17 protein-coding genes and 2 pseudogenes are annotated in these 18,465 nt (G+C 60.3%); 9 read left to right on the top strand and 10 right to left on the bottom strand.

The window, feature by feature from the left end; all coding sequences use genetic code 11:
- Positions 1-45 precede the first annotated feature (45 nt).
- Positions 46-938 (top strand): annotated as a pseudogene (locus tag PSH90_RS15895) (LysR family transcriptional regulator).
- Positions 939-1,271: 333 nt separating this feature from the next.
- On the opposite strand, the gene PSH90_RS15900 reads toward PSH90_RS15895, so the two are convergent.
- Positions 1,272-2,231: an aldo/keto reductase gene (locus tag PSH90_RS15900; protein WP_305380991.1), complete on the bottom strand. Its 960-nt coding sequence runs from the start codon at positions 2,229-2,231 to the stop codon at positions 1,272-1,274.
- 111 nt (positions 2,232-2,342) lie between these two features.
- On the opposite strand from PSH90_RS15900, the gene PSH90_RS15905 reads away from it, so the two are divergent.
- A complete protein-coding gene (locus tag PSH90_RS15905; protein ID WP_305380993.1) occupies positions 2,343-3,113 on the top strand; it encodes an alpha/beta hydrolase in 771 nt (256 codons plus the stop codon).
- Between the two features lie 133 nt (positions 3,114-3,246).
- Here the strand turns inward: PSH90_RS15905 and PSH90_RS15910 are convergent, their stop codons facing one another.
- Together PSH90_RS15910 and PSH90_RS15915 are read right to left on the bottom strand one after the other, a co-directional pair.
- A complete protein-coding gene (locus PSH90_RS15910) occupies positions 3,247-4,056 on the bottom strand; it encodes an OBAP family protein (RefSeq protein ID WP_370695104.1) in 810 nt (269 codons plus the stop codon).
- Positions 4,057-4,150: 94 nt separating this feature from the next.
- Complete coding sequence (locus PSH90_RS15915) at positions 4,151-4,381, bottom strand: hypothetical protein (protein WP_256809309.1); 231 nt, start codon at positions 4,379-4,381, stop codon at positions 4,151-4,153.
- 113 nt (positions 4,382-4,494) lie between these two features.
- On the opposite strand from PSH90_RS15915, the gene PSH90_RS15920 reads away from it, so the two are divergent.
- On the top strand, positions 4,495-4,923 hold the full coding sequence (locus PSH90_RS15920; RefSeq protein WP_095180270.1) for a nuclear transport factor 2 family protein: 429 nt from the start codon (positions 4,495-4,497) through the stop codon (positions 4,921-4,923).
- A gap of 97 nt (positions 4,924-5,020) precedes the next feature.
- Here PSH90_RS15920 and mqo read toward each other — a convergent pair whose 3' ends face one another.
- Positions 5,021-6,667 carry a malate dehydrogenase (quinone) gene (mqo, locus tag PSH90_RS15925; RefSeq protein ID WP_305380995.1) on the bottom strand — a complete coding sequence of 549 codons (1,647 nt, stop codon included), beginning with the start codon at positions 6,665-6,667 and terminating at the stop codon, positions 5,021-5,023.
- A gap of 529 nt (positions 6,668-7,196) precedes the next feature.
- On the opposite strand from mqo, the gene PSH90_RS15930 reads away from it, so the two are divergent.
- Complete coding sequence (locus tag PSH90_RS15930; protein WP_252878452.1) at positions 7,197-7,628, top strand: nuclear transport factor 2 family protein; 432 nt, start codon at positions 7,197-7,199, stop codon at positions 7,626-7,628.
- Between the two features lie 159 nt (positions 7,629-7,787).
- Here PSH90_RS15930 and PSH90_RS27535 read toward each other — a convergent pair whose 3' ends face one another.
- Positions 7,788-8,651, bottom strand: coding sequence for a methyl-accepting chemotaxis protein (locus tag PSH90_RS27535; protein WP_370695144.1), 864 nt, complete (start codon positions 8,649-8,651; stop codon positions 7,788-7,790).
- Positions 8,652-8,693: 42 nt separating this feature from the next.
- Positions 8,694-9,422 (bottom strand): annotated as a pseudogene (locus tag PSH90_RS27540) (MCP four helix bundle domain-containing protein); the annotation flags it as partial.
- 222 nt (positions 9,423-9,644) lie between these two features.
- Between PSH90_RS27540 and sodC the strand changes: the two are divergent.
- The 3 genes from sodC (at position 9,645) to PSH90_RS15950 (ending at position 11,088) form a co-directional block, all read left to right on the top strand.
- Positions 9,645-10,166 (top strand): superoxide dismutase family protein, encoded by a 522-nt coding sequence (gene sodC / locus PSH90_RS15940; protein WP_042609346.1) that lies wholly within the window; start codon positions 9,645-9,647, stop codon positions 10,164-10,166.
- Positions 10,167-10,291: 125 nt separating this feature from the next.
- Positions 10,292-10,606, top strand: a complete 315-nt coding sequence (locus PSH90_RS15945) for a DUF2388 domain-containing protein (protein WP_016775151.1) — start codon at positions 10,292-10,294, stop codon at positions 10,604-10,606.
- Between the two features lie 80 nt (positions 10,607-10,686).
- A complete protein-coding gene (locus tag PSH90_RS15950) occupies positions 10,687-11,088 on the top strand; it encodes a hypothetical protein (RefSeq protein ID WP_038861845.1) in 402 nt (133 codons plus the stop codon).
- Here the strand turns inward: PSH90_RS15950 and ligD are convergent, their stop codons facing one another.
- Both ligD and PSH90_RS15960 read right to left on the bottom strand, forming a co-directional pair.
- The gene (gene ligD, locus PSH90_RS15955; protein WP_305380998.1) at positions 11,089-13,704 is read right to left on the bottom strand and encodes a DNA ligase D; all 2,616 of its coding nucleotides are present in this window, start codon (positions 13,702-13,704) and stop codon (positions 11,089-11,091) included. It abuts the gene before it with no gap.
- A 132-nt stretch (positions 13,705-13,836) separates the two neighbouring features.
- A complete protein-coding gene (locus PSH90_RS15960) occupies positions 13,837-14,574 on the bottom strand; it encodes a tellurite resistance TerB family protein (protein WP_056789146.1) in 738 nt (245 codons plus the stop codon).
- Between the two features lie 260 nt (positions 14,575-14,834).
- On the opposite strand from PSH90_RS15960, the gene pcsA reads away from it, so the two are divergent.
- Positions 14,835-15,557, top strand: coding sequence for a phosphatidylcholine synthase (pcsA, locus tag PSH90_RS15965; RefSeq protein WP_039762346.1), 723 nt, complete (start codon positions 14,835-14,837; stop codon positions 15,555-15,557).
- 133 nt (positions 15,558-15,690) lie between these two features.
- Here the strand turns inward: pcsA and PSH90_RS15970 are convergent, their stop codons facing one another.
- Positions 15,691-16,503 (bottom strand): class I SAM-dependent methyltransferase, encoded by an 813-nt coding sequence (locus tag PSH90_RS15970; RefSeq protein ID WP_095181981.1) that lies wholly within the window; start codon positions 16,501-16,503, stop codon positions 15,691-15,693.
- Between the two features lie 230 nt (positions 16,504-16,733).
- On the opposite strand from PSH90_RS15970, the gene PSH90_RS15975 reads away from it, so the two are divergent.
- Complete coding sequence (locus tag PSH90_RS15975) at positions 16,734-17,195, top strand: GNAT family N-acetyltransferase (protein WP_150741077.1); 462 nt, start codon at positions 16,734-16,736, stop codon at positions 17,193-17,195.
- Positions 17,196-17,212: 17 nt separating this feature from the next.
- Here the strand turns inward: PSH90_RS15975 and PSH90_RS15980 are convergent, their stop codons facing one another.
- The gene (locus PSH90_RS15980) at positions 17,213-18,424 is read right to left on the bottom strand and encodes a cytochrome c biogenesis protein DipZ (protein WP_258706861.1); all 1,212 of its coding nucleotides are present in this window, start codon (positions 18,422-18,424) and stop codon (positions 17,213-17,215) included.
- Positions 18,425-18,465 lie beyond the last annotated feature (41 nt).

Consider the following 18,465-nt stretch of genomic DNA (forward strand, 5'->3'; position numbering starts at 1 on the left):
GATAATCGACTAGAATCCGAAAAAACTTATGCAGGACGATCATCAATGCTCCGGGAAAACGCCACCGACCTGCTCGCCTTTCTCGCCGTCGCCCGTGAACGCAGTTTCACCAAGGCCGCAGCCAAACTCGGCGTGTCGCAATCGGCGCTCAGCCACACCATTCGCAGTCTCGAGGCGCGACTCGGCCTGCGCCTGCTGACCCGCACCACACGCAGCGTGTCGCCGACCGAGGCCGGCGAACACTTGCTGCAAACCATCGGCCCGCGCTTCGACGAAATCGAAGTGGAACTGGCCGCCCTGAGCAACCTGCGCGAAACCCCGGCGGGAAAGATCCGCATCAGCGCCACCGACCATTCGCTGAACTGGATCCTGCGTCCGGTGTTGCAGGATTTCCTGCCGCAGTACCCGGATGTGTCCGTCGAGGTTTGCTGTGACTATGGCTTCGTCGACATCGCCGGCCAAGGCTTCGATGCCGGTGTGCGCCTGGGCGAAGACGTCGCCCAAGGCATGATCGCCACCCGTATCGGTCCGGACATGCGCATGGCGGTGGTCGGCTCACCCGCCTACTTCGCCCGGCGCCCTGCGCCGCAAACCCCGCGCGACCTGACCGACCACGCCTGTAACAACCTGCGCCTGCCAACCAATGGCGGACTGTATTCGTGGGAGTTCGAAAAGGATGGTGAAAGCCTCAAAGTGCGCGTCTCCGGCCAGGTCACCCTGAATGGCGTGTACCCATTGCTCGACGCCGCGCTGGACGGTTTCGGTTTGAGCTACATCCCGGAAAACGTCGTTGCGCCGTTTCTGGCGGACGGTCGCCTGGTCCAGGTGCTGGGAGACTGGTGCCCGGCATTTTCCGGTTATCACCTGTACAACCCAGCCGACGCCAGGCAGCGCCGGCGTTTGCGTTGTTGCTGGAGGCGTTGCGCTATCGCAGTTGAGTCACTTTTTATAGCAGCCGGCAGCCCCCCACGCTGCCTTGGCTATCTGGTTCGCCTCCAATAAAGAATTTGCCCGCACGATTGCGATTTGGCCTCGCTGGCTGCCCATGCACACGTACTCTGCGGTTTCGCCGATTACCTCGAGGGACGTCAATATCAGGCAGACGCCTGCCAAACCAAGAAATCTCTGGGGTTTCAAGTTCATGACTGTTCTGCCGTTTGGCTGGAACTGCATGATTGGCATCGGGCACAGCTCAGCCAACTGTCAGGTTTGACAGTTTTTCAGAACAATTTGCAATTAACCGGGAGGGCTTTGCGAAGTTTAAGGACTGATCAGCCCAGCAACGCAATCAACTGATGCCGTTGCGCATCGGTCAACATCGGCCCAAAACCGGCTCCGGCGTTGTCAGCCATGTAGCGCGGATTGCTGGTCCCGGGAATCACACAGGTCACCGCCGGGTGCGCCAGGAGAAACTTCAGTGCCAGTTGCGGCCAACTGTTTACCTGTACATCCGAGACCCAGGCCGGCAGCGGCTTGCCTTTGAGCCGGGCGAGCAGATCACCGCCGCCAAACGGCCGATTACAAATCACTGCCACCCCACGCTCGCGGCACAGCGGCAGGATGCGTTTCTCGACCGCGCGATCATCGAGGGCGTAGTTGATCTGCAGAAAATTCAGCTTTTCGGCTTTCAGCACGGCCTCGACCTCGTCGTAGGCCGACGAGGTGTAATGGGTGATGCCGATGTAGCGAATCCGCCCCTGCTCCTGCCATTCGCGCAGGGTCGGCAAGTGGGTTTGCCAGTCGAGCAGATTGTGAATCTGCATCAGGTCGATGCGTTCGGTTTGCAGCAGACTGAAGGACTGCTCCATCTGCGCGATACCCTCCTTGCGCCCGCGCGTCCACACCTTGGTGGCGAGAAAAGCCGGCGAACGTGGTTCGTGGATCGACAGCAGTTCACCGGTGGTCTGCTCGGCGCGGCCGTACATGGGCGAGCTGTCGATCAGCGTGCCGCCCTTTCTGAACAGCGCTTCGAGGACGGCGGGCAACTGCCGGTAAACCGGATCGCCCGGCGCGACGTCGAAACCGCGATAGGTGCCCAACCCGACCATGGGCAGTGCCTCGGAGCTGGAAGGGATGGCGCGGGTCTGCATGGTCTGGTCTCCTGCCGTGGGCGGCGCAGTGGCGGTCGGCGCTACGCTGCCGGCCAACGCCCGATCAATGGTGAGCAGCGCCGCAGCCTGGGCAGCCAGGGTGAGCAAGCGGCGGCGGGAATAACCCTCAGTGTGGCGCATGCGTGTCCTCCTGCTGCGCGGATCTGTTGCATGGTGTGTGCGCAGGCTGTCAGGCGCAGGCGCTGAACTACACTGCCACAGCCAACCTCTCTTCCCGTTAAAAGTAGCCGAATGTCCCGAACCCTGATGTCACTCGTCGTTTTCATCGTTGCCGTTTACCTGGTGCTGTGCGCCGCGCTGTTCGTGTTTCAGCGCTCGCTGATCTGGTTTCCCCAGCCTGCCGCCGTGGTTGCAGCGGATTCGCGATTGAAACTGTCGATGCCGGATGCCGAGGTCTGGGTGACTGACCGAGAGCGCAGCGGAACGCGGGCGCTGATCTATTTCGGCGGCAATGCCGAGGACGTCTCGCGAAATCTGCCGGAATTCGCCGAGGCGTTTCCCGACTACGCGCTATATTTCCTGCACTACCGGGGCTTTGGTGGCAGCACCGGCTCGCCATCGGAAGCCGCGATTGCCGAAGATGCGCTGGCGCTGTTCGATCAGGTCTATGCCAGTCACCCGCAGATTGCAGTCATCGGACGCAGCCTCGGTTCGGGGGTGGCGGTGCGCCTGGCCAGTCAGCGGCCGGTGCAGAATCTGATCCTGGTGACGCCGTTCAACAGCCTTGAGGAAATCGCCGAACGGCAATACCCGTGGGTGCCGGTGAAGTGGTTGCTCAAGGATCGTTTCGAATCAGGCAAATACGCGGCGCATATTCGCGCACCGACGTTGCTCTTGGCGGCCAGTGATGACGAAGTGATTGGGCGCAGCAGTACGCAGCGCTTGTTCGAGAGTTTTCCCGCGGGCGTGGCGACGCTGAAGGTGGTGCCGGACTCGGGGCATAACTCGATTTCCGAGCGCGAGCAATATTTGCAGTGGATTGTGGATGTGTTGAATCGCTGAAGGATGTAGCGATCAGACGGACGCCATCGCGAGCAGGCTCACTCCTACAGGGGGAACGCATTTCAAATGTAGGAGTGAGCCTGCTCGCGATGACGCCGGTACAGACAACACCATTTCCAGCTACTGTCCAAAGCTAAGGCTGACTGCCGCTCCGGGCATTTTCATCGCCAGAGGTGGCCGAGCGCGGCGTGATGTGCTGATGCCCGGTCGGGTCGTTGAGCTGCACGGCGTTGCCCTTCTGCCACGCATCAGCCCCCGTTGCGACAGGCGCCGGTTTGATCCCGGCACGAGCCTTTTTCTTTTCGGCACTGTCGATGCCCAGGTGCTGATCGCGCTGGCGGACCATTTGTGCATCGGCCTGACCGTCAGCGGTAAAGCCCATCATCAACTGCGGCACGCCCAGCGGCAGTTGCTTGTCCTGATCGGTGTGCCAGGTGTGCCAAGTCTTGCCGTAAGTATTGGCGAGTTTTTCCATCAGTCGCTTTTCCGCCACTTGCGGGATGCCCGGCGCGACCAACTGGCCGGAAGTCACCTCGTGAGCATGGCTGTGCCACAAGGCTTTTTCTTTTGCCGGCAATTGCGTAAACAGGCGCTGACTGATGATGTATTCCACGCCCATCAACTTAGCTTCAGCCGTGTTGCCGTCGTAGATCACGCACTGGAACACTTCCTCATTGAGCGCCGAGCAGTAATGGTGCGCTTCCATCTGCGCGCCGGGATGACCGTTGTAAAAATGAAAGCCATCAAGGTACATGTTCAACGCGCGGATCGGCGGTTTGTCCTGCAACCACTGCGCGCCGACTTCGAGCATTTCAGTATCGGAGGCCTTGGCCTGACCCGGTGTCTGCACCGGTGACTCGGTGTTGCTCATCGCGCAACCAGTCAGCGCGGCGACCATCAAACCAATGGGAACCCAACGTCCCTGCGAGGTTGTCGTACGCATGTTTCACTCCTCGAACTTCAGTAACGGGCGCATGCTGGCCCTGTTCTGCAACTGAAAGCAGGAGAACGGCGGAGTTCGAAAAAATGCGCGTGGATCAGACTGGAGAGATCGTCGCCAGCACGCCGATCAGAATGGTCAAGGTCAGAAAACCGCCGAGAAAAATTGCCATCTTGTACATGTCGCGCTCCTTGATGCGGGTGTGCGGTGCACCGGACGCTTCGGAATGAGGTCGGAGGGTGATTGGCCGCACTGCCGGGGCATTCTGAGCCTGTGGCTGTACTGAATACAGAGGCAGATGAAACAGAAAAATACGGATCAGATGCACATCTGATCCGCTTCGGGCATGAACAGGTATTCAGCCTGAGACTTGGGGATTCACTTTCGGCCCGGTTGATCTACAGTCATTGCCGACCGACAACAATAAAAACCGGAGTGACCATGCCCGACCTTGCCTTGCAGCCCAACGTCGCCGCATCCCTCGCGCGCTGGCACGAGATGATCCGCAGCGGCAATCTCAAAGCCCTGCCTGAACTGCTCGATCCGCAAGCTGTGTTCCGCTCGCCCATGGCCCACACGCCCTACCCCGGCGCGCCGGTGGTGGCGATGATCCTCAACACCGTGTTTGAAGTCTTCGAAGATTTCGCCTATCACCGCGAGTTGGCGACGGCGGATGGCCTGAACGTGATTCTCGAATTCAGCGCCAGGGTCGGCAGCAAGGAACTCAAGGGCATCGACATGATTCGCTTCGATGAACACGGCAAGATTGTCGAGTTTGAAGTGATGGTGCGGCCGCTGAGCGGGTTGCAAGCACTGGGCGAAGAAATGGGTCGGCGCCTGGGGGCCTACCTGGCGAACGCGAAAGCCTGACCCTACCGAATGCACTCGTCAGCTCCTACAGGTCCGGCGTATAAAAAAACCCACTGACCGTCGCCGGTTCAGTGGGTTTTGTGTGTCAGGGTTCTGGTTACAGAGCCATGTCACGTGCAGCGTTTTCCTTCGGCGCTACGGCTTTGTCAGCCGCAGGTGCCGCCGGAGCAGCTACCTGACCGATCGCTGGAGGCGTCGGCAGTTCGAGGATTTTCGCGGTGTAAGCCCACTCAGCAGCCACTTTGGCCGGATCGCTGTTCAGCTGGGTGCCGTAGCTCGGCACGATCTGGTGCAGCTTGGTCTGCCACTCAGGGGTTGCGACTTTGTCTTTGAAGACTTTCTGCAGCACGCTCAGCATGATCGGTGCAGCAGTCGACGCGCCTGGCGATGCGCCCAGCAGGCCGGCGATCGAGCCGTCTTGCGAAGCAACGATCTCGGTGCCCAGTTTCAGCACACCGCCAGCGGCTTCATCACGCTTGATGATTTGCACGCGCTGGCCGGCTTGCCACAGACGCCAGTCTTCGGCCTTGGCGTTCGGGAAGTATTCCTTCAGCGCGTTCAGGCGGTCTTCATCCGACAGCATCAACTGCCCGGCAAGGTACTCGACCAGCGGGTATTCCTTGATGCCGACCTTGGTCATTGGCCAGATGTTGTGGGTGGTGGTGCTGGTCAGCAGGTCGAAGTACGAACCTTCCTTGAGGAACTTGGTGCTGAAGGTCGCGAACGGGCCAAACAGAATGACGCGCTTGCCATCCAGAACACGGGTGTCCAGGTGCGGAACCGACATCGGTGGCGCGCCAACCGAAGCCTTGCCGTAGGCCTTGGCCAGATGCTGCTCGGCAATCGTCGGGTTCTCGGTCACCAGGAACGAGCCGCCAACCGGGAAGCCTGCGTATTCCTTGGCTTCAGGAATGCCCGACTTCTGCAGCAGGTGCAGAGCACCGCCGCCAGCGCCAATGAACACGAACTTGGCGTCGGTTTCGGTCTTGGTACCGTCCTTGAGGTTTTTGTAGCTCACACGCCAGGTGCCATCGGCGTTCTTGGTGATGTCTTCAACTTCGCTCGACAGTTTCAGATCGAAGTTGGGTTTGGTTTGCAGGTGAGCGGCGAACTGGCGGGTGACTTCGCCGAAGTTCATGTCCGTACCCAGCGGGCTCCAGGTGGCCGCGATTTTCTGGTTCGGGTCACGCCCTTCCATCATCAGCGGTACCCACTTCTTGATCACAGCCGGATCTTCGGAATACTGCATGCCAGCGAACAGCGGGCTCGCCTGCAGGGCTTCGTAGCGCTTTTTCAGGAACTTGATGTTGTCATCGCCCCACACGAAGCTCATGTGCGGAGTGGTGTTGATGAACGAGCGAGGGTTCTTCAGCACGCCCTGCTGAACCTGCCACGCCCAGAACTGACGGGAAACCTGGAACGCTTCGTTGATCTCGACGGCTTTCGGGATCGTCACGTTGCCCTTGTCGTCTTCCGGGGTGTAGTTCAGCTCGGCGAGGGCGGAGTGACCGGTACCGGCGTTGTTCCAGCCGTTGGAGCTTTCCAGGGCGACGCCATCGAGGCGCTCGACCATTTCCATCGACCAGGTCGGTTCCAGCTCATTGATCCACACACCCAGGGTGGTGCTCATGATGCCGCCGCCGATCAGCAGGACATCAACTTTCTTGGCTTCGGCAGCATTGGCAGACGACATCCCCATCGCCAAAGCCAGACCGAGCAAGGCTGTGTTCACTTTCTTAAACATCTGTTGCACCTATGATAAAACGCCTTCCGCCCGTCGTTGTTATCAGTCTGCGTTGCGCTTTGTTGACGCTCAGGCTGGCGTCGCGCAATCCGGCACACTTCAATATTGACGGGTGGGCACACAAGGCCGACATGTGGCATCGACCTCAGTTAATGTCCCTTCTGAACTGACTTCTTATCGTTATTGGCTTCAGCTGCTTGAGCGACAGGGATCCCGTCGGCCCGCCGAAAAGGCCAGCCAACCGAATTAAGTCAAAGCAAATTTGGCGCGGAGAATATCACGTCAGGGCGAACCCGCGCGTCTGTTCCCGACTTGAAAGTCTTTTTCCGCTCTGGGGCTTATCGGCCATGGGCCACCAAACATGACCGTGATCAGGCATTGGCCTGCAAAGTTTTTTGCGCGATACGCATCGCAACTTGATAAATCATTGCGAACGGCTCGTTGTTCAAGCAGAAAATAACCTGCTACGTTGTACGATGACTGACAAACTAAGCCAGTCATTCCGACCCAATAACAACAAGGAAACAACATGACCCAATCCCGCCTCCTCATCGGTTTGTTCTGCGCCTTCAGCGCCTGCGCCATGGCCGCCCCTGCCCCGGCGGAAAAGGAAGTGGCCCAAGCGGTGGATCACCTGACCCAGGCGATGCTGCACAAAGACATCGCCGAGTTGAACGCTCTGACCGCGCCGAACCTGACCTACGGCCACTCCAGCGGCAAGATTCAGGACAAGCAGGAATTCATCGCCGACATCGAAACCGGCCGCAGCGCATTCAAGACCCTGGAGATGCAGAAGCAGACCATCACGATGTCGGGTGATACCGCGCTGGTACGTCACCACTTCTCCGCACAGGCGTTGAAGGGGACCGAGGTGATTCCGACCGAGATCGAGAATTTCCAGATCTGGCAGAAACAGGGTGGGAAATGGTTGTTGGTTGGGCGGCAGGCGTTCAGATTTTGATTAAGGGACCATTGGCCTGATTCAATCCTGTCAGAGCTGGCCTATTCGCGAGCAGGCTCGCTCCCACAAAGGACTCGACACTGGCGAACCTTGTGGGAGCGAGCCCGCTCGCGAAAGCGCTGGCTCAGGCAATGGAAAACCCGCGGGTCTACCCCAACATCACAACCGAAACCGATCCACCGACTGCGCCAACTGTCCCGCCAGATTCGCTAATTCATCCGTAGTCGTCGCCGTCTGCCCGATCACCCGGCTATTGCCCTCGCTCATTCCCGCAATCATTTCCACCTGATGGGCGATTTCGTTGCTGGCCATACTCTGTTCGCCAATCGTGCGGGTGATGTCATTGACCAGTTGCGTGGTGTTCAGCGTGGCGTCGAGGATTTCCCGAATTGCCCGCTCAACCTCCGCTGTTACCGCCATGCCTTTGTCGACCTGCGCCACACCGGCCTCCATGCTGTTGACCGCCTCGCGCGTGCTGCTCTGGATGCGCGCGACCATTGCGGCAATTTCCTGGGTCGAGGCGCTGGTGCGTGCGGCCAGACTGCGCACTTCATCCGCGACCACGGCAAAGCCACGGCCCTGCTCACCTGCCCGCGCCGCTTCGATCGCGGCGTTGAGGGCCAGCAGGTTGGTCTGGTCGGCGATGCTCTTGATCACCTGAATGATGTTGAAGATCGCCTCGGATTCCTGATCCAGCGTGCGGATCACCTGCGCCGACTGCTGTGCCGAGCGGGCGATGTCGTCCATGTCGCTGACCACTTGATGAATCACCCCGCCGCCCTCCTTCGCTAGAGTTTCCGCCTGATTGGCCATGCTCAGGGCACGTTCGGCGTGGCGGGTGATTTCCTCGATGCTGGCGGTCATCTGGCTGGCGGCGGCCGCCATGGTCCCAGCGGCAACGCTTTGCTGCTGGCTGCTGTCGGCGACCTGATGGCAGCCCTGACTGAGCTGCTCGCTCATGCCGCTGACACCGTGGGCATTGCGCCGGACCACGTCGATCATGTTGCGCAAGTCACGTTGCATGGTCGCCAATGTGCGGATCAAAACGCTGGCTTCGTCCTTGCCGGCGGGCTCGACAATCGGTTCGCTGAGATTGCCATGGGCAATGCTTTCAGCGATGCGGCTGGCGGATTTGAGCGGCCCCATGATACTCAGGATCACCCAGCGCCCCTGAATCAGCAGCAGCAACAGACTGGCGATCAGCACCACTCCCAGCGCGACATTGGCGTGGCGGATGGCCGCTTCAGTGCCTTCGCTGGTGTGCAGGGTGTTATTTTCGATCAGTTCGCTGAGCGCGCCCATCTGCTCTTCGAGCTGAGTAAAGGCGCTATTGAACGTACCAAGCTGCTGTTGGGCGGCATCTGGCTTATCCAGCGCCACGCCGACGATCTGCTCGGCGGATTTGATGTAGGTGTCGAGGCTCGGCTTGATCTGCTCCAGCGCCGTGCGCAGCTGCGGGTTGATCGGCAGTTTCAGGTTGTCATCCAGCACTTCACGAAAATGCCCTGCGTGCTCGGCCAGCGAATCGCGCACTTCTGTGGCGGTGGCGGTGCTCTTGCCCAGGCCGACCAGCATCGCCGAATAGACATCGGCGCGCAGGGCGTCGTGCATCATGTCGGCTTCCATGTGATTGCGCAGCGCGCTCATGCTTACCGTGTTATCGCCGACCGCCGTGGCCATCCGCAGATTGCCGACGTAACTGACCAGACTCACGATCAGCGCCGTCAGCAGGCTGGTCGCAATCAGCAATACCAAACGCAGTTTGATCGACACCGTGGAATCTCCCGTGGGCACGCTGGATTGCGCTTGTCGGATTTCAGTTAAGCCTATGTGCAGGGAACTGCCGACACAGAGCGTATCGGCTGATGTAAGGGGCGACTTGAATCCGGCAAAACTTTTCAAGCGTGAACCCGGTCACACCTTGCAGCGCCGATGGATAACGCCTTCATCGCTGGTTAACCACGACAGGCTATGAATCCATCGCTTCGAACACTCATGCAGCTGAAGGAAACGCTTATGAAACGCGCACTGTGGTTTGGTCTGCTCGGCACGTTGGCAATCGGCACCGCACAGGCAGCAACGGAGAAAGTCGCAATCAATCTGGTCAGCGCCGACGGTGCGCCGCAGGCGATCGGCTCTGTCACTGTCAGCGAAACGCCGTACGGCCTGCTGTTCACACCCGAGCTGAAATCATTGCCGGCCGGCATCCACGGTTTTCATGTCCATGAAAACGGCAGCTGCGAAGCGGGCACGAAGGATGGCGTGAAAGGCGCGGCACTGGCCGCTGGCGGACACTTCGATCCGGCCAAAACCGGCAAGCATCTCGGCCCTTACGCCGATGGGCATCTGGGTGATCTGCCAGCGGTGTATGTGACGGCTGACGGGGTCGCCAACTATCCGGTGCTGGCACCGCGCCTGAAGAAGATTTCCGAGATCAAGGGCCACGCCCTGATGATTCACGCCGGCGGCGATAACCATTCCGACATGCCCAAGCCACTGGGCGGTGGCGGTGATCGCATGGCCTGTGGGGTGATCTGAACCGACTGAGCGGTGAAAACGCTGACTCACGGCTTTTCACCGCTCACGGAACTCCCGCGCGCCGTTCACCTCTGACGTTATGTAGTCCCTTCCCTTTTTGCTTAGCGCTTGTGGAGGAACACGTCATGCGCAAGTTAGTCCTGATTTCTTCTTTAATGCTTTGCCTGCCGGTCGGTTCGGCGCTGGCCCGCGTTGACGCGGGTGACGTCGCCACCTCGGCAGGTGTCTCCGCGTCGCTGTACTCGACCTTCAAGGACGACAAAATGGTCATTCCGGCCCGTGACGACGTGTCTGCGTTCGTTGCCAGCGGCGGGGCCATTCGTGGGGTTTATCTTGAGTCGGTACTGCAACAGGTGCGCCAGGCCAACCCTGGCTTGAACGCCAGTGATGAAGACCTGGCCAACGCCATTCTGGTGCAATACGAAGGCGTGCAGCAGTAGTCACGAGGGAAGCAGCGGCCGATGGACGGCCGCTGAGTGCACATAGGCAAACATGTCCGACGGCCTCTATGATGGAGGCCATGACGACGACCGTGCCCTTGCGCTCACCCTGCCCTCCCGGCGCCTGCATCTGCGGGCGCGATCCGTTGCTGGAAACGCCCGGCGCCGACCTGCGCATCCTGCGCTTGACTCGCGCTGAAGAAAAAATTCTTCTGGCGCGCCTGGAACAACTCAAAGACCTCGACGACCTCAAACGCCTGCAACAGCGCATGTACGAGCAACTCGGCATCCGTGTCGACGTCGCCCCCGGTTTCAATGAAGTGCGCACCATGCGCGGCATTGCCATTCAGATCGACGAGCTGCCAGGCCTGTGTCGCAAGACTCGCGCGGCAATCCCGGCGGCGATTCGCAAGGGCCTGGAAAACCACCCGCAAATCGCCTTCGAACTGCTCAACGCCCACGACTTGCTGCGCGACACCTGATCACTTTTTCATGCCGACGCGCTTGCGCATCTCGGCGGTGATGGTCTGACGGGTTTTCTTCATGTCCGCCCAAGGCTCATCGCCGACTTCGGTCAGACGCTCGTGAACGTTGTAGATGTTCCAGTGATTACCGCCCTTGATTTCAGCGACTTCCTCTCGGTACAGCGGCACCGACACCGGCATGCCTTCCCGCGCACGTGCGGCGTAGGCGCAAATGGTGGTGGCACCGAGGCCGTTGCGCAGGTAATCGATGAAGATCCGCCCGACGCGGTTTTTCGGCCCGGACACCGCTGAAATCCGGTCCGGCAGCAACTTGGCCATGTGGCTGACGATGGCGTGGCTGAAGTCCTTCACTTCGTCCCAGCCATGCTTGCGCGTCAACGGCACCACCAGGTGAATGCCTTTGCCGCCGCTGGTTTTCAGGAAGGCTTTGAGGCCCAGCTCATCGAGCACAGTCAGGGTCAGCGCGGTGGCTTCAACCATGCTTTTCCATGGCAGCGCAGGATCCGGGTCGAGGTCGAGAACGAAGCGATCGGGCTTGTCCAGATCCACCTTCGTCGCGTTCCAAGTGTGCAGTTCGACGGTGCTCATCTGCACCGCACCGACCAGCGCTTCGGGATTGTTGATCATCATCACTGGCTGGCCGGTGACGTCCTTGTCCAGAGCAGTGATACCGGGAATGGCCAGGCGTTCGGCGTTCTTCTGGAAGAACAATTCGCCGGCGATGCCGTCCGGTGCACGCACTAAGGCCACGGGACGATCCTTAAGTTGCGGCAGGATGTGTTCGGCAACGCTGGCGTAATACTGCGCCAGTTGCATCTTGGTTGTGCCGCTGACCGCATCGATCACTCGATCGGGGTGAGTGATGCGTACCTTGCCGCCGGCCAGACCTGCTTGCGAAGGGGCGGTTTCGTCTTTTTTGCTGGCGGCGGTTTTCTTTGCCGGCTGCTTGTCGGCGGTTTTGGTCTTTTCGGTTTTTTCGGACTTGGCAGCTTTCACAGGCTTCGCTCGCTCCTCGGTAATGTCCTTGGCCGGTTTGTCATCGCGCAAACCATGGAACACGGCATGACGCACCGAGCCGTCCTTGGTCATCTCGGCGAACGCCACCTCCGCCAGCAGTTTGGGTTTGAGCCAGTGCACGCCTTTGGCCTCGAAACCGCTGGGCGGATTGACCACTGCGGCGGCTTTGGTCTGCAACGGCTTAAGTTGGGCGAGGATGCTTTTCAACGTGGTTTCGTTGAACCCGGTGCCGACCTTGCCGGCGTAGCGCAACTCGCCACTGTCAGCGTCGTGCAGGCCGAGCAGCAAGGCACCGAAGGCACTGCGCGCGCCTTTCGGATCGGTGTAGCCGACGATGACGAATTCCTGGCGATGCTTGCATTTGAGCTTGATCCAGTCACCGCTGCGCCGCGATACATAAGGCGAGCCGAGCCGCTTGCCGATCAGACCTTCCATCTGCATCTGGCAGGCGCTGTTGAGCAGCGCATCCGGGGTTTCTTCGAAGGCTTCGGAGAAGCGCAGCGTTGACGATTCTTTCTGCGCGCCGAGGATGGTGCTCAGCGCGGCGCGGCGTTCTTCGACCGGCACGTCGCGCAGGTCGACGCCATTCAGATACGGCACGTCGAACAGGTAATAAACAATGTTGCCGCTGCGCCCGGCATCGAAGGCATTCTGCAGCGCCTGAAAATCCGGCACGCCTTGCTCGTTGGCCACGACCATTTCGCCATCGAGCCAGGCCGATTCCAGACCCAGCGCCGCCAGCGCTTTGGCCTGCTGCGGCAGTTTGTGCGTCCAGTCATGGCCGTTGCGGGTGAACAGCTGCACCTCATCGTGATCGATCCGCGCCATGATCCGGTAGCCGTCAAACTTGATCTCGTAGCTCCACTGCCCTTCGGGCGCGCTGTCGACCAGCGTCGCCAGTTCCGGCTTGATCAGCGCTGGGAGCTTGCCCTTGCGCGCGCCGGTAAGCTGCCCGGACGCCTGCTTGCGCGGCTTGGCCGGGGCCTTTTTCACCGGTTTGGCTTTATCGGCAGCAGCCGCCGATTTGCCGACAATCGTGCGCTCGCTGAGCACGCTGTCGGGCTCGGCGACCAATACGTCGAAATCATCCTGCGGGCGCGCGGCGTTGTCCTGATGCTTGATCAGGAACCATTGTTCTTTCTTGCCCGGCATGTGCGTGCGCACCAGATTCCACACGCCGCCGAGCTTCTCGCCTTGCAACTCAAACTTGAGCCGGCCCTTGGCATAGGCCTTGTGCGGATCTTCCAGCGGAATCCACACACCGCGATCCCAGACGATCACATCACCGGCACCGTAATGCCCCTCGGGAATGCTGCCTTCGAACGTCGCGTAATCGAGCGGATGATCCTCGACATGAATCGCCAGACGCTTGACCGACGGGTCCAGCGACGGCCCCTTCGGCACCGCCCAGCTTTTCAGCGCGCCATCGAGTTCCAGGCGAAAGTCGTAATGCAGGTGCGAAGCATCGTGCTTCTGGATGCAGAACTGCAAAGCATGATCCTTGGCCGACTTACGACCCGAGCGCTTGACTGCGGCCGGTTCCGACGTCGCGGAAAAATCACGCATGCGGTTGTAATCGTCGAGGTTCCTGTTCATGAGCACACCGATGGCAGACGGGTTCTGTTATGCAGAAGAGCAACACGGCGGCGGAAAAATTCAATCGAGGTAAAAAAGCCCCGGACGGATGGAACGGCCGGGGCTGGCAGTGTCAGGGATTTTTACAGCGGGTCAGGCTTGCCCTTTCGCCTGCTGTTCCAGATGCACCTGCAAGTCGGGATCGATGTTCAAGGCGGCGGCCAGCTCATCGAGATAGCTGCGTTCGGCGTCCTGTTGATCGTCTACCAGCATGACGCTGGCCAGGTACATTTCGGCGGCTACGGCCGGATCGCCGTTAGCGGATTGCGCCACTTCGCGGGCATCCAGCGGCTTGGCGACTTCGGCGTCGAACCATTGCTGCAACTGCGGGTCGGCGGTGTGTTTGCCGATTTCGCTGCTGATGAGATGCTTTTCTGCGTCGTCGATGCGGCCGTCAGCCTTGGCGGCGGCGATAAGGGCGCGCAGTACCGCGTGGCTGTGGGTTTCGATTTGCGGGCCGGCGAGCAGGTCGGCGGTTTGTGGCAGCTCCTGCGGCGCGGTGCTGGCCTGGCTGCGTTGCCAGGCTTGATACGCTTGGTAAGCCATCATGCCCAGCGATGCGAGCGCCGCGTAACTGGTCCCGCCGGTACGGCTTCTGCTACCGCCACCGAGGGCGCTTCCCAAGCCACCGCCGCCGAGCAAGCCACCGAGCAAACCACCCAGGCCGCCGAGGCCACCCGAAGCAGCCGCGCCACCCGCTCCGGACTGACTGCCGCCGCCCAACAGTCCACCAAGTAAACCGCCCAGGCCGTCACCGGCCGAAGCTCCGCGTTGTTGTCCCGCCGAGGCCTGGCCTCGGAGCAGTTGTTCAAGCAAATCGCTGGTGTTCATGACGTTATCCTCCGAGGCCACGGCCCGATCGCGTCAGGCAACGATAGACCGACGCAGCCATAGCGCCAGCACCGTTGGGCTGACGCCCGATCACCGTTGAATCGCCACGCGAGAAAATTTTCGCCAGCCAGCTAAGATTCAGGGGTGGTGAACCTTATCCCGGCTAAACCGGTCGATAGCTGCAACCCGACCCGGTTTGCCGACGCCCTTTCTGATGATGGGCGATAACCGGCTTGCTTCACTTTCTGGAGAACGCCCTCGTGATATCAACCGTACACATCGCCAGGCTGAAAGCATGGGGCGCCCATGGTTTTACCGCGACCGGCGTGGTCACCGCCTTCCTCGCCACACTCGCCCTGCTGGAAAACCAGCCGATCCATTGCCTGATGTGGCTGGGCGTTGCGCTGATCGTCGACGGCCTGGACGGCGCACTGGCGCGCAAGGTCAATGTGCAATCGGTGCTGCCGAGTTTCGACGGTTCGATCCTCGATCTGGTCATCGATTACCTGACTTATGTATTCATCCCGGCACTGTTTATCTACCGCTACATTCCCCTGCCCGATTACACCCTGTTGCTGACGGTGTCGGTGATTCTGGTGTCGTCGCTGTTCTGCTTCTGCAACGTCAACATGAAGAGCAAGGACAACTATTTTGTCGGCTTCCCGGCGGCCTGGAACGTGGTAGCGCTGTGCCTGTACATCATTGGCCCGGGGCCGTGGATTACCTTTCTCACCGTGATCGGGCTGGCGCTGCTGACGGTGACGCGGATGAAGTTCCTGCACCCGTTTCGCGTGCGGCGTTTCATGCCAATCAATATTGCGGTGACGGCGATCTGGCTGTTGTGCAGCCTGTCGCTGGTGCTCAATCACCCGGTGATCAACCCGCTGGTGATGGGCTTGTGGCTGCTGATGTCGGCTTATTTCCTGGGGATCTGCATCTGGCGCACGGCGCTGGAGTGGTTTGATCGCGGCCATTTGAAATAAGCACATTCCCTGTGGGAGCGAGCCTGCTCGCGAATGCGGTCGTTCCATCAACATCAAGGTTGGCTGGCACACCGCTTTCGCGAGCAGGCTCGCTCCCACAGAGATCTTCATCGATCAGGAGATCCGATGGGGACTAGCGCTTGGTAATCACCACCTCCAGATACTCGCTCGGCACCACCAGCGATGCCTCCCCGGCGCGATTCGCTCGATTGAGCAACTCGGTCAGATCATCCTCCAGCGCCTGCCCGGCCTCCGCTGGCAACACCGCAAAAGCCTTGTGCACCGGCCCATACCAGTGCCGAAAAATGTCAATGAAATGCGCCGCCGAGCGGTAGCGGAAGTTGAAGTGGCTGCGGGTCACGCGCACGACAAAATCGCGGTCATCGAAATGCTTGTGCAGCCACGCATCCGAGCCCCAGTTCGATGGAGGCTGTGCAACCGCTGGCGGTGGCAGATGCTGGCCGAGAGTCTTGAACATCTGGCCGACGAAGCCCTCCGGCGTCCAGTTCGCCATACCGATCCGTCCGCCGCGACGACAGACCCGCCCCAGTTCAGCAGCGGCGGTGACCTGGTCAGGCGCGAACATCACGCCGAACGTCGACAACACGGCGTCGTAGCTTTCATCGGGAAAAGGCAAAGCCTCGGCATCGGCCACCTGAAAAATCACCTCCAGATGCTCGGCCCGGGCGCGATCCTGACCACGCTCCAGCAGTGCCGCGACGTAATCGGTCGAGGTCACCACACAACCGCGCCGCGCCGCTGCCAGGGTTGCATTGCCGTTGCCGGCGGCGACATCCAACACCTGTTCATCACAGCGCAGATCGCAAGCCTCGGCGAGGTTTTCCCCAACGATTTGCAAGGTGGTGCCGATCACGGCGTAGTCGCCACTGGCCCAAGCGACTTTCTGACGTTCCTTCAGGGCAGTGAGATCAAGCGGGGTACTCATGACAGCGAGCTCCGTGGCAGAAAGAATGCACAGTCGGCGGCGCAGACTGTGCTTGGTCACTATCGCGCCGAGGCTGCACGGCGTCCCTGTCAATCGTCCGCCAGCCCCATAAACCCGGCACTTTGCCGATGAGTGGCGCAAATCTGTCAAGCACCTGATACACCTTGCGCATTGTCAGCGTCGCGGGATTGGTTTCTGATGCGGGCTCGCCCACGCAAAGGACTCGACCGATGTCACTGCACCTCGACTGGCTCGCCGCGCACATGCAACACAGCGATCGCTACGCGGCGTGGATTCACCAACAATTCCACTACGAATACGCCGACCAGCCCCTGGCTCAATGGCAGCGCGAATTTGCCGAGGGCCAAAGCAATGGTGAATGGTCGTGCCTGATTGCCATGGACGGTGAACGCCTGCTCGGTGGTGCCGCACTGGCCCGCAACGATTTGACCGATCGCGCCGATCTCGGCCCATGGCTCGCCTGCGTATTCGTTGACCCCGAGGCGCGCGGGCGAGGCTTGGCGGAGCAGCTGATTGAAGGGATTTGCGAGGCAGCAAAGCAGCGTGGGGTGTCGCGGTTGTACTTGCACACGCAAGACAAACACGACTACTACGGTAAACGCGGCTGGCAGCTATTGGAGGGTTTCCAGGCGTGGGAAAAACAACAATGGCTCATGGTCCGCGACCTGTGAGCCATTGGTTTTTTTGATCAGGCTGCCGGAGCTTTCGCCTCTTCCAGCAACTGCTTGATCATCTGCTCCTGCTCCGCATAGCGACCTTCACCAAAGTGGCTGTAACGCATCTGGCCCTTGGCGTCGATCAGGTAATGCGCCGGCCAGTATTGATTGTCGAAGTTGCGCCAGATTGCGTAGTCGTTGTCGATCGCCACCGGGTAGGTGATACCGAGTTTTTTCACCTGATCCTTGACGTTGTTGATGATGCGCTCGTAGCCATACTCGGGTGTGTGCACGCCGATCACCACCAGGCCGTCCTTCTCGTATTTCTTCGCCCAGTCTTTGACGTACGGCAGGGTGTGCTGGCAGTTGATGCAGTCGTAGGTCCAGAAGTCCACCAGCACTACTTTGCCGCGCAGGGATTCAGCGCTGAGCTGCGGTGAATTGAGCCACTGCACAGCGCCCGACAGCGACGGCATCGCGCCCCGCGCCTCGTCCATCATCGAATCGGCGCGGACCTTGCTGACAAAGTAGTCGACCACTTTCGGCACGTTTTCCAGGACGTTTTTCTCGACGCTGGCCACGCCTTCGGAAGAGGTATTGGCGAGCAGAGCCTTGTCGGCGCCCGTGGAAATCACCGCAACTGTAGCAAGCACCGCAACCCCGGCACCGCGACGCAACCAGCCGCTGAACGGGATCGACGGTTTCAGCCGATTGACCAGACCGCGCCCGGCGAAGATCAACGTTCCCAGCGACAAGGCACTGCCGACGCCGTAAGCCAGCAGCAACAGGCTGGTCTGGGCATTGGCGCCTTGCAACATTGCGCCGGTCAGAATCACCCCAAGGATCGGCCCGGCACAGGGCGCCCACAACAGGCCGGTGGCGACGCCGAGCATGATCGAGCCCATCGGTCCGGCTCTTTTACGGGTGTCCTGATCGAGACGATTGCCCAGGGCGACGAAGGGCCTGGTCAGCCAGTCACCGACGCGGGCCGAGATCAGCGACAGGGCGAACAGCGCCATGACCAACAAGGCAACGTGGCGGCCGGTGTTGCTGGCCTGAATCACCCACTCGCTGCTGACCACCGCGAGGCTTGAGATCAGCGCAAAGGTCAGCGCCATGCCGGCGAGGGTCAGCAAGATCGAGGAACGGGTACGGTTGGCGCCAGCGAACAGAAACGGCACCACCGGCAGGATGCACGGACTGAGGACGGTCAGCAGACCGCCGAGAAATGCGATGAGGTACATAACGGGGTCACCTTGAATGTGGGGGCTGGGCACGCAACCGG

This window comes from Pseudomonas sp. FP1762 (genome assembly GCF_030687105.1).
In the GTDB taxonomy this organism is placed as follows: Bacteria; Pseudomonadota; Gammaproteobacteria; order Pseudomonadales; family Pseudomonadaceae; genus Aquipseudomonas; species Aquipseudomonas siliginis.

Bases quoted from the DNA above. Each gene is read 5' to 3' on its own strand.
- PSH90_RS15920 (WP_095180270.1), top strand. From the start codon at position 4,495: ATGCCCGACCTTGCCTTGCAGCCCAACGTCGCCGCATCCCTCGCGCGC.
- PSH90_RS15900 (WP_305380991.1), bottom strand. From the start codon at position 2,231: ATGCGCCACACTGAGGGTTATTCCCGCCGCCGCTTGCTCACCCTGGCT.
- PSH90_RS15910 (WP_370695104.1), bottom strand. From the start codon at position 4,056: ATGCGTACGACAACCTCGCAGGGACGTTGGGTTCCCATTGGTTTGATG.
- sodC (WP_042609346.1), top strand. From the start codon at position 9,645: ATGAAACGCGCACTGTGGTTTGGTCTGCTCGGCACGTTGGCAATCGGC.
- ligD (WP_305380998.1), bottom strand. From the start codon at position 13,704: ATGAACAGGAACCTCGACGATTACAACCGCATGCGTGATTTTTCCGCG.
- PSH90_RS15980 (WP_258706861.1), bottom strand. From the start codon at position 18,424: ATGTACCTCATCGCATTTCTCGGCGGTCTGCTGACCGTCCTCAGTCCG.
- PSH90_RS15930 (WP_252878452.1), top strand. From the start codon at position 7,197: ATGACCCAATCCCGCCTCCTCATCGGTTTGTTCTGCGCCTTCAGCGCC.
- PSH90_RS15960 (WP_056789146.1), bottom strand. From the start codon at position 14,574: ATGAACACCAGCGATTTGCTTGAACAACTGCTCCGAGGCCAGGCCTCG.
- PSH90_RS15970 (WP_095181981.1), bottom strand. From the start codon at position 16,503: ATGAGTACCCCGCTTGATCTCACTGCCCTGAAGGAACGTCAGAAAGTC.
- PSH90_RS15905 (WP_305380993.1), top strand. From the start codon at position 2,343: ATGTCCCGAACCCTGATGTCACTCGTCGTTTTCATCGTTGCCGTTTAC.
- mqo (WP_305380995.1), bottom strand. From the start codon at position 6,667: ATGTTTAAGAAAGTGAACACAGCCTTGCTCGGTCTGGCTTTGGCGATG.
- PSH90_RS27535 (WP_370695144.1), bottom strand. From the start codon at position 8,651: ATGCAACGTGACTTGCGCAACATGATCGACGTGGTCCGGCGCAATGCC.
- PSH90_RS15945 (WP_016775151.1), top strand. From the start codon at position 10,292: ATGCGCAAGTTAGTCCTGATTTCTTCTTTAATGCTTTGCCTGCCGGTC.
- PSH90_RS15975 (WP_150741077.1), top strand. From the start codon at position 16,734: ATGTCACTGCACCTCGACTGGCTCGCCGCGCACATGCAACACAGCGAT.
- PSH90_RS15950 (WP_038861845.1), top strand. From the start codon at position 10,687: ATGACGACGACCGTGCCCTTGCGCTCACCCTGCCCTCCCGGCGCCTGC.